The sequence below is a fragment of the Bradyrhizobium agreste genome, from assembly GCF_016031625.1.
GTDB classification, from domain to species: domain Bacteria; phylum Pseudomonadota; class Alphaproteobacteria; order Rhizobiales; family Xanthobacteraceae; genus Bradyrhizobium; species Bradyrhizobium agreste.
Genome location: NZ_JACCHP010000001.1, coordinates 618,790 through 625,273, shown reverse-complemented (window position 1 = coordinate 625,273; position 6,484 = coordinate 618,790). Strand labels below are relative to the sequence as shown.

Genomic DNA, 6,484 nt, shown 5'->3' with positions numbered 1-6,484 from the left:
ATGCGGCCGCCGCGACTGGTTCTGAGCCCAATCCTCCTCGGCGGCCTCTGCCGTGGTCGCCCTAGCCAGCCATTTGTACGCGGTCTTCGGACTTATTCCGAAGCGACGGCACAACTCCCGCCGGTTCACGTCCGCCTGTCGGAACAATCGAACGAACTCTTTCCTCTGGTCCATGAGTGACACCTCGCGCCACGGCATGTCGGCCCTCCCAAGCCCTTCCATGCCGTCGATGTGTTACCCATGTCTCCGAACGGTGTTACCCATGTCCCCGGTCCGCACAACAAGCCCGGCCATGACGAAAGATACAGATGTCTGCAAAAGCGCGGTAAGCGTCGCCTCAGCGCATGCGATCCAACCGGCTCGCCTGGTACTTGGCGCGCCATGCCGGACCGGGTCCGCGCATGTAGTGCAGCTCGGGGCGATAGGGGTTGGCCGCGACGCGGATCAGCGTCTGCCATCTGGTGGCGACGAAGCTCAGGGGCTGGCGCAGCAGGCTCAGGGAAGCGAGCAACATGACATCACCTCAATGCGGCTTGCCGAGCATGGCGGTGAAGGGGAGATCGAAGATCTCTTCGCCGTCGTCGTCGCTGACATGGATCACCCAGTCGCGCCAGTCTTCGGCGCCGGGCGTCAGGATCATCGAGCGCATGATCTGGGACGCACGGTCGCGGGCCTCTGTGAGGTTGGACACGGCGGCGCCGTAGCGGTCGATCAGCGTGCCCTCCGTGTTCGAGCAGTGAAAATAGACCTGGACCATGTGCGTCTCCTATCGGGAGCAACTGGGATGGCAAACCGATACCACCCGAAGCATTCGCGAAACATTCGGGTCGAACCCGGTAAGGGAATTTACGGACATTGGTCGGCACGAAGATCGTTACAGGTTTAATCACAGGCGAGTGATGACTGGACGGCGCTGCGGCGGCATGGAACAACGTCCGCGGGAAGCCGGGGGTCACCGTGAAACAGTTCACATTCGCGCGCGAACGGCGAACTCTGCGCTTGCCTGCAGCGGTCGTTCTTGCAGCGCTTTGGGCCGCCGCGCTGCTCGGATTCGCCTCGGCTTCGTCCGAGCCGGTGAGAAAGAGCGGGTACGCCATCGGCACGGAAGCCTGCGGCAGCCGCGATCTCGCCTTTCCCAGGATCCAGATCGACATGAAGGTGGGATTTTGCGCCGGCCTCGTTGCCAGCGAAGAGGATCGTCTCAAATTTCCGCGCGCGATCGTCCAGGTGCCCGGCCGCGACCTGTTCGTGGTCGCCGACATGGGCGGCTGGGGCCACAGCGACGGGCGGCTGCTGCTGCTCGATCCGCGTGCCCCGCAGGGGCAACGCTTCAAGGATCTGCTGACGGGCCTCGAATATCCGTTCGCGCTCGTCATCGGCCCGGACAGGAAGCTCTATGCCTCGACCGCGGAGACGATCTTCCGGTTCGACCCGCTTGCGGACAATCCACGCAGCACGGTCGAGACCATCATCCGCCACTTGCCCGGCCGCCGGATCACGCTGCCGGATGGCAAGAGGCTCGATGAGAGCGCGCATCCGCTCAAGCAGTTCGTGTTCGACCGGAACGGCCGGCTGTTCGTCAATGTCGGCTCGCACAGCGACGATTGCATCACGCCTGCGCCGATCACAAAACCCTGCGCGGCGGCCGAGGGCGCCTCCGCGCTGGCCTCGATCTGGCTGTTCACGCCGCCCGCAGGCGGCGTCTTCCCAGCATTGAAACCCGGCGATCCCGACCCGCCGCACACGATCTATGCGCGCGGCTTGCGCAACTCGATGGCGCTGGCGCTGCACCCGATGTTTCCGGATGCCGGCTACGCCTTCCTGCAGGGCGAGAATGCCCGCGATCTGGCCGACATCTTCAAGCCGAACGAGGAGATCAACGCGATCGAGTCGGGCAGGCACTACGGCTGGCCCTATTGCTACGATGTGTCGACGCCGAGCCCCGAATTCAGGCTCGTGCTGCAATCGGGCGCGTACAAGTCGTTCTGCTCGGCCAATGCGCTCTACAAGGCGCCGCTCTCGCTGCTGCCGCCGCACGGCGCGCCGCTCGCGATGCTGTATTACCACGGCGCCAAATTCCCGGAGCTGGAGGGCAAGCTGCTGGTGGGTCTGCACGGCTATCGGCCGACCGGCAGCCGGCTGCTGGTCTATGACGTCGACGATCGCGGCTTTCCAAAACCCAGTGCGGCACCGGTGCGCTATCACGTCAGTTGCGCGGCCGAGCCGACCCGCAGTTTCCAGACCGATGCCGGCGAGGTCGCCGCCGCGCCGTTCGAGGAGCTGATCGCCGGCTGGCACCGCGTCAACGGCGCGCGGCCGCAGGGTGCGCCGGTCGGCATGACGGTGGCGGAGGACGGCGCGATCTGGCTGGTCGAGGACAAGAACCAGACCGTGATCCGGATCGATCGCGCGGCTGGCGAGCCCGCTCAGCCGCTCCCCTGCGATGCGCGCAGCCAGGCGATGATCGACCAGCTGGCAGCTTTCGTCGCCAGGGACGCGCAGAACAGCGTTCGCCTCACCGCCTTGCGCAAGGGCCTCGTCGAGAAGCACTGCGTCGGCTGCCATTCGGATTTCGGCCTGCGCGCGGGGCAATCGGATGCGGAGAAGGACAGGGCGGTGCTGCACTTCATGCTGTCGCAGGACGGCTGGATCTATCCGGGCGATCCCGACGCCGGCAGGCTGCGCACACGCCTGCGCGGCCTTGGCGCCGAGAAGCTCATGCCGCCGGGCGGCGAGAACCTGCCGAAGGCCGAGCCCGGCTATAAGCGCCTGCTCGATACGGCGGACCTGTTCGTCGCCAAAATGGTTCCGGGCACGCGCATGCGGATCAAGCCGGGTCCGCCGCAGCGGAAGTTCTTCAGCAAGGCCAGCAAGGAATGCGGCGAAATACCGGCCGGAAAGGTCGTCGTCGTGACACAAAGGAGCGCTGTAGACAGACCCGGCTTCAGCCGATTCTTCCGGCCAGCCGATCCCTATCTGAACGGCGAGTGCACCGACGGCGATGGCTATTACATCCGGCAGGAACTTCTGGTGCCTGTGCAGTAGCATCCTGCTCGTCGCCACGCTGCCGGCCGCTGCCGAAACAAGACTGTTCGAAAGCGCACAGGTGACGCCCGCCAGCGAATACACCTTCGGGATCGAAGGGCCGGCCGCCGATCTCGCCGGCAATCTGTACGTCGTCAATCTCGGCAAGCCCGGCACCATCGGCAAATTGCCCGCGGGTGGCGCCGCCTCGGAGCTGTTCACGACGCTCCCCGACGGCAGCGTCGGCAACGCGATCCGTTTCGATCGCAGCGGCACCATGTTCATCGCCGACTACAAGAAGCACAACATCTTCGCGATCCCCAAGGGTGCGACCGAGCCCGCGGTGTGGTTTCACTCCGACGAGATGAGCCAGCCGAACGACATCACGATCGCGCCCGACGGCACGATCTATGCGAGCGATCCGAACTGGAAGGGGCGCGAAGGCTACATCTGGCGTATCGCCAGGGGAGCCGACGGTACGGTGCAGGGACGGGTGATGTCGGCGCCACGCGCGATGGGCACCACCAACGGCATCGATCTCAGCCCTGACGGCAAGACGCTCTATGTCGGGGAATCCAGCAGCGGCCAGATCTGGTCCTATGCGATCAGCGGCAACGAGCTGACGGCGGCAAAACTCGTCAAGGCGTTTCAGCCCGACACCATCGACGGCTTACGCACCGACATTGCCGGCCGCCTTTACGTCGCGCGCATTCTCAAGGGCACGATTGCGCTGATGAAGCCGACCGGCGCGGTGGAGCGCGAGATCCCGCTGAGGGCCAAGGAGCCGACCAACCTTGCCTTCGGCGGCAGCGACGGCAAGACCGTCTTCGTCACCCAGCGCCAGGGCGGCTTTATCGAGTCCTTCCGCACCGACCAGCCGGGCCGCGAGCACTGCCTCCAGCGTGGACGTTGCTGAGCTTCGCAAGCGCTCTGCTTTCGGCGCAGGGCAGCGCGACGATGGCCGGCATTGTTCTTGCTTGCATCCGGCGGCCGTGGCGATCAAGACTCTGCGGCACGTCCAGTAGCATGCGACCACGGAGTGTTTGAGTGAAAGCCGTTTATACCGAACTGCACCGCAGCCACGATCCGCAATTCTTTTTGGTACGCGGTGTCGTCAAGCGCACCACCGAGCAGCCCGAGCGCGCCGACCGCCTGCTCAAGGGATTGAAGGACGGCAGGCATCAACTGGTCGAGCCCAAGATATTCGGGCAGGGGCCGCGCGCACGCGTTCACAGTCCCGAATATCTGTCGTTCCTGAGCGAAGCCTGGGACGCCTGGACGGCGCTCGGCGATTCCGGCCCGGAGATGATCGGCAATATCCATCCCGTGCGCCATGCTGCGACCTATCCGACCCACATCGTCGGCAAGCTCGGCTGGCACACCGCCGACACCGCGGCGCCGATCGGCCCGGGCACGTGGGCTGCGGCCTGCGCCGCCACCGACGTTGCGGTCACCGCAGCGCAGATGGTGATGGACGGCGAGGACGCGGTCTACGCGCTCTGCCGTCCGCCCGGCCATCACGCCTATCGCGACATGGCCGGCGGCTTCTGCTTCCTCAACAACAGCGCGATCGCGGCGGCGCATCTGCGGCAGAAGCATGAGCGCGTCGTGATCCTCGACGTCGATGTCCATCACGGCAACGGCACGCAAGGCATCTTTTATGCCCGGCCCGACGTCTACACGATCTCGATCCACGCCGATCCCGTTGCGTATTATCCCTACGTCTGGGGTTATGCGCATGAGCGTGGCGAGGGACCCGGCCTCGGCACCAATCTCAACATTCCGCTTCCCATCGGCACCGGCGATGACGGCTACATGCAAGCGCTCGACCTCGCGCGCAAGGCGATCGAATCGTTTGCGCCGGGCGCGCTCGTCGTCGCGCTCGGTCTCGATGCCTCCGAGCACGACCCGCTGAAGGGATTGGCCGTCACCACACCCGGCTTCCGCCGCATCGGCCAGGCCATCGCGAAGCTGGGCCTGCCGACCGTGTTGGTGCAGGAAGGCGGCTATCTCTCGGACATCCTCGGCGCGAATTTGACTTCGGTGCTGGCAGGATTCGAAGAGGCGCGGTGATGCTTACCTCTTCCCGCTTGCGGGGAGAGGTCGGAATTTGCGAGAGCAAATTCCGGGTGAGGGGGTACAGGTCCCTCGATAACCTCACGTGTGGAGAGAGGCCCCTCACCCCGACCCTCTCAGCGCGAGCGAATCTCGTCGCGTCCCCGTAAGAACGGGAGAGGGAGAAGAAGCCGCGTCGCTCGCGACTTAAAGCGACCCGCTCGGCGCAAGCGCCTTGCAGACACGCGGTGCGCCTCACTCAGCCGCTTCGCGGAGAGGCCAGGCATGGCGGCTGATGGGAAGGCCGCCGTCCGCGCGGGAGCCGTCGGCGATCGCGAGGCGATGCGCGGGCGACGGCGAGCACAGCGAGAAGCGCCAGCCATCGGGATCGTCGACGATGTCGGGCTTGAAGCTGATCTCGATGGCCTCGCGTGACACCTGCATGGCGAAGGCGTCGAGCGGCAGATTGAGCCCGAAGCCCCTGGCCTTCAGATAGGCCTCCTTGAGCGTCCAATAGTCGAAGAAGCGCTCGATCGCCGCGGGCTCCGGCAGTCCGCGCAGGGCTTCGACCTCCTCCGGCGCAAAGAAGCGAAGCGCGGTGGACAGCGGCGCGACGCGCCGCGACACGGTTTCGACGTCGACCCCGACGGCCTCATGCCGCGACACCACGCAGGCGACGCAGCCGTCGGCATGCGACAGGCTGAAATGCAGCGCGGTCGAGGTGGCTGGTGCTGCGACGAACGGCCGGCCATAGCGGCCCGCGCCAAACGACCAGTCGGTCGGCGCCACGTTGGAAGCGACTTGCGAGAGCGCCAGGCGCAACATGGCATGTGCGAAAATGTACTGCCGCCGATGCCGATCGAACACGAAGCGGTCGGCCCGGGCCAGCTCGTCAACCGAGAGCAGGCGTCGGCACGCATCGACCGCGCCCGGCGCGTCAATGGTCTCGATCAGTCCGACAAAGAGCTCGATTCTGTCGTCTGCCATCAATTGGGCCCATGGCGTCGGGCGAGGCCAAATCCCCGGTCCCCGACGGAAGAAACAACTGAGCAAGAATCAGCCGGGAGGACCGTTCCTAGCGGTCCACCCGGGCGAATTCTTGTCGATTTGCAGGCCGGTTTACACGCGCAAGCTTGTGCGAGCCGACAGCAAGCGGCCAATTCCGAAACTGAAGATCGAAAATTGAAGTCCCGAGCTTCGTGCGGCGTCCCGGCCGACGAACTTATTTCTTCTTGGACTTCTTCTTGGCCTTCTTCTTCTTGTACCCGCGCAGAGCCTTCAGGCTGTCTTCGACATCCTTCAGCTCGTCCGTGAGTTTCTGCTTCTCGAAATTGAGGAGGTCTTGCAGCGCCTTGCGGTCCTCCTCGCTGAGCGAGGTCTTCTTGGTAAATTTGGTGAAACCCAT

8 protein-coding genes are annotated in these 6,484 nt (G+C 65.0%); 3 read left to right on the top strand and 5 right to left on the bottom strand.

Annotated elements, in window-relative coordinates:
- The 3 genes from HZZ13_RS02570 to HZZ13_RS02560 all read right to left on the bottom strand — a co-directional run.
- Positions 1-198 (bottom strand): helix-turn-helix domain-containing protein (locus tag HZZ13_RS02570; RefSeq protein WP_246504256.1); only part of this gene is annotated, 198 nt, incomplete at its 3' end.
- Between the two features lie 139 nt (positions 199-337).
- Positions 338-514 (bottom strand): hypothetical protein, encoded by a 177-nt coding sequence (locus HZZ13_RS02565; protein ID WP_197958061.1) that lies wholly within the window; start codon positions 512-514, stop codon positions 338-340.
- A gap of 9 nt (positions 515-523) precedes the next feature.
- The gene (locus HZZ13_RS02560) at positions 524-757 is read right to left on the bottom strand and encodes a DUF6894 family protein (RefSeq protein WP_197958060.1); all 234 of its coding nucleotides are present in this window, start codon (positions 755-757) and stop codon (positions 524-526) included.
- Between the two features lie 200 nt (positions 758-957).
- Between HZZ13_RS02560 and HZZ13_RS02555 the strand changes: the two genes are divergently transcribed.
- The 3 genes from HZZ13_RS02555 to HZZ13_RS02545 all read left to right on the top strand — a co-directional run bounded on the left by HZZ13_RS02555 (position 958) and on the right by HZZ13_RS02545 (position 5,097).
- On the top strand, positions 958-3,045 hold the full coding sequence (locus tag HZZ13_RS02555) for a PQQ-dependent sugar dehydrogenase (RefSeq protein ID WP_197958059.1): 2,088 nt from the start codon (positions 958-960) through the stop codon (positions 3,043-3,045).
- Positions 3,002-3,940 carry an SMP-30/gluconolactonase/LRE family protein gene (locus HZZ13_RS02550; protein WP_197958058.1) on the top strand — a complete coding sequence of 313 codons (939 nt, stop codon included), beginning with the start codon at positions 3,002-3,004 and terminating at the stop codon, positions 3,938-3,940. Before HZZ13_RS02555 ends, HZZ13_RS02550 begins: the two co-directional genes overlap by 44 nt.
- 131 nt (positions 3,941-4,071) lie before the next feature.
- Complete coding sequence (locus HZZ13_RS02545) at positions 4,072-5,097, top strand: histone deacetylase family protein (RefSeq protein ID WP_197958057.1); 1,026 nt, start codon at positions 4,072-4,074, stop codon at positions 5,095-5,097.
- 237 nt (positions 5,098-5,334) lie between these two features.
- Here HZZ13_RS02545 and HZZ13_RS02540 read toward each other — a convergent pair whose 3' ends face one another.
- Together HZZ13_RS02540 and HZZ13_RS02535 are read right to left on the bottom strand one after the other, a co-directional pair.
- Positions 5,335-6,066 carry a 4'-phosphopantetheinyl transferase family protein gene (locus tag HZZ13_RS02540; protein WP_197958056.1) on the bottom strand — a complete coding sequence of 244 codons (732 nt, stop codon included), beginning with the start codon at positions 6,064-6,066 and terminating at the stop codon, positions 5,335-5,337.
- A 235-nt stretch (positions 6,067-6,301) separates the two neighbouring features.
- Positions 6,302-6,484: a hypothetical protein gene (locus HZZ13_RS02535; protein WP_197958055.1), complete on the bottom strand. Its 183-nt coding sequence runs from the start codon at positions 6,482-6,484 to the stop codon at positions 6,302-6,304.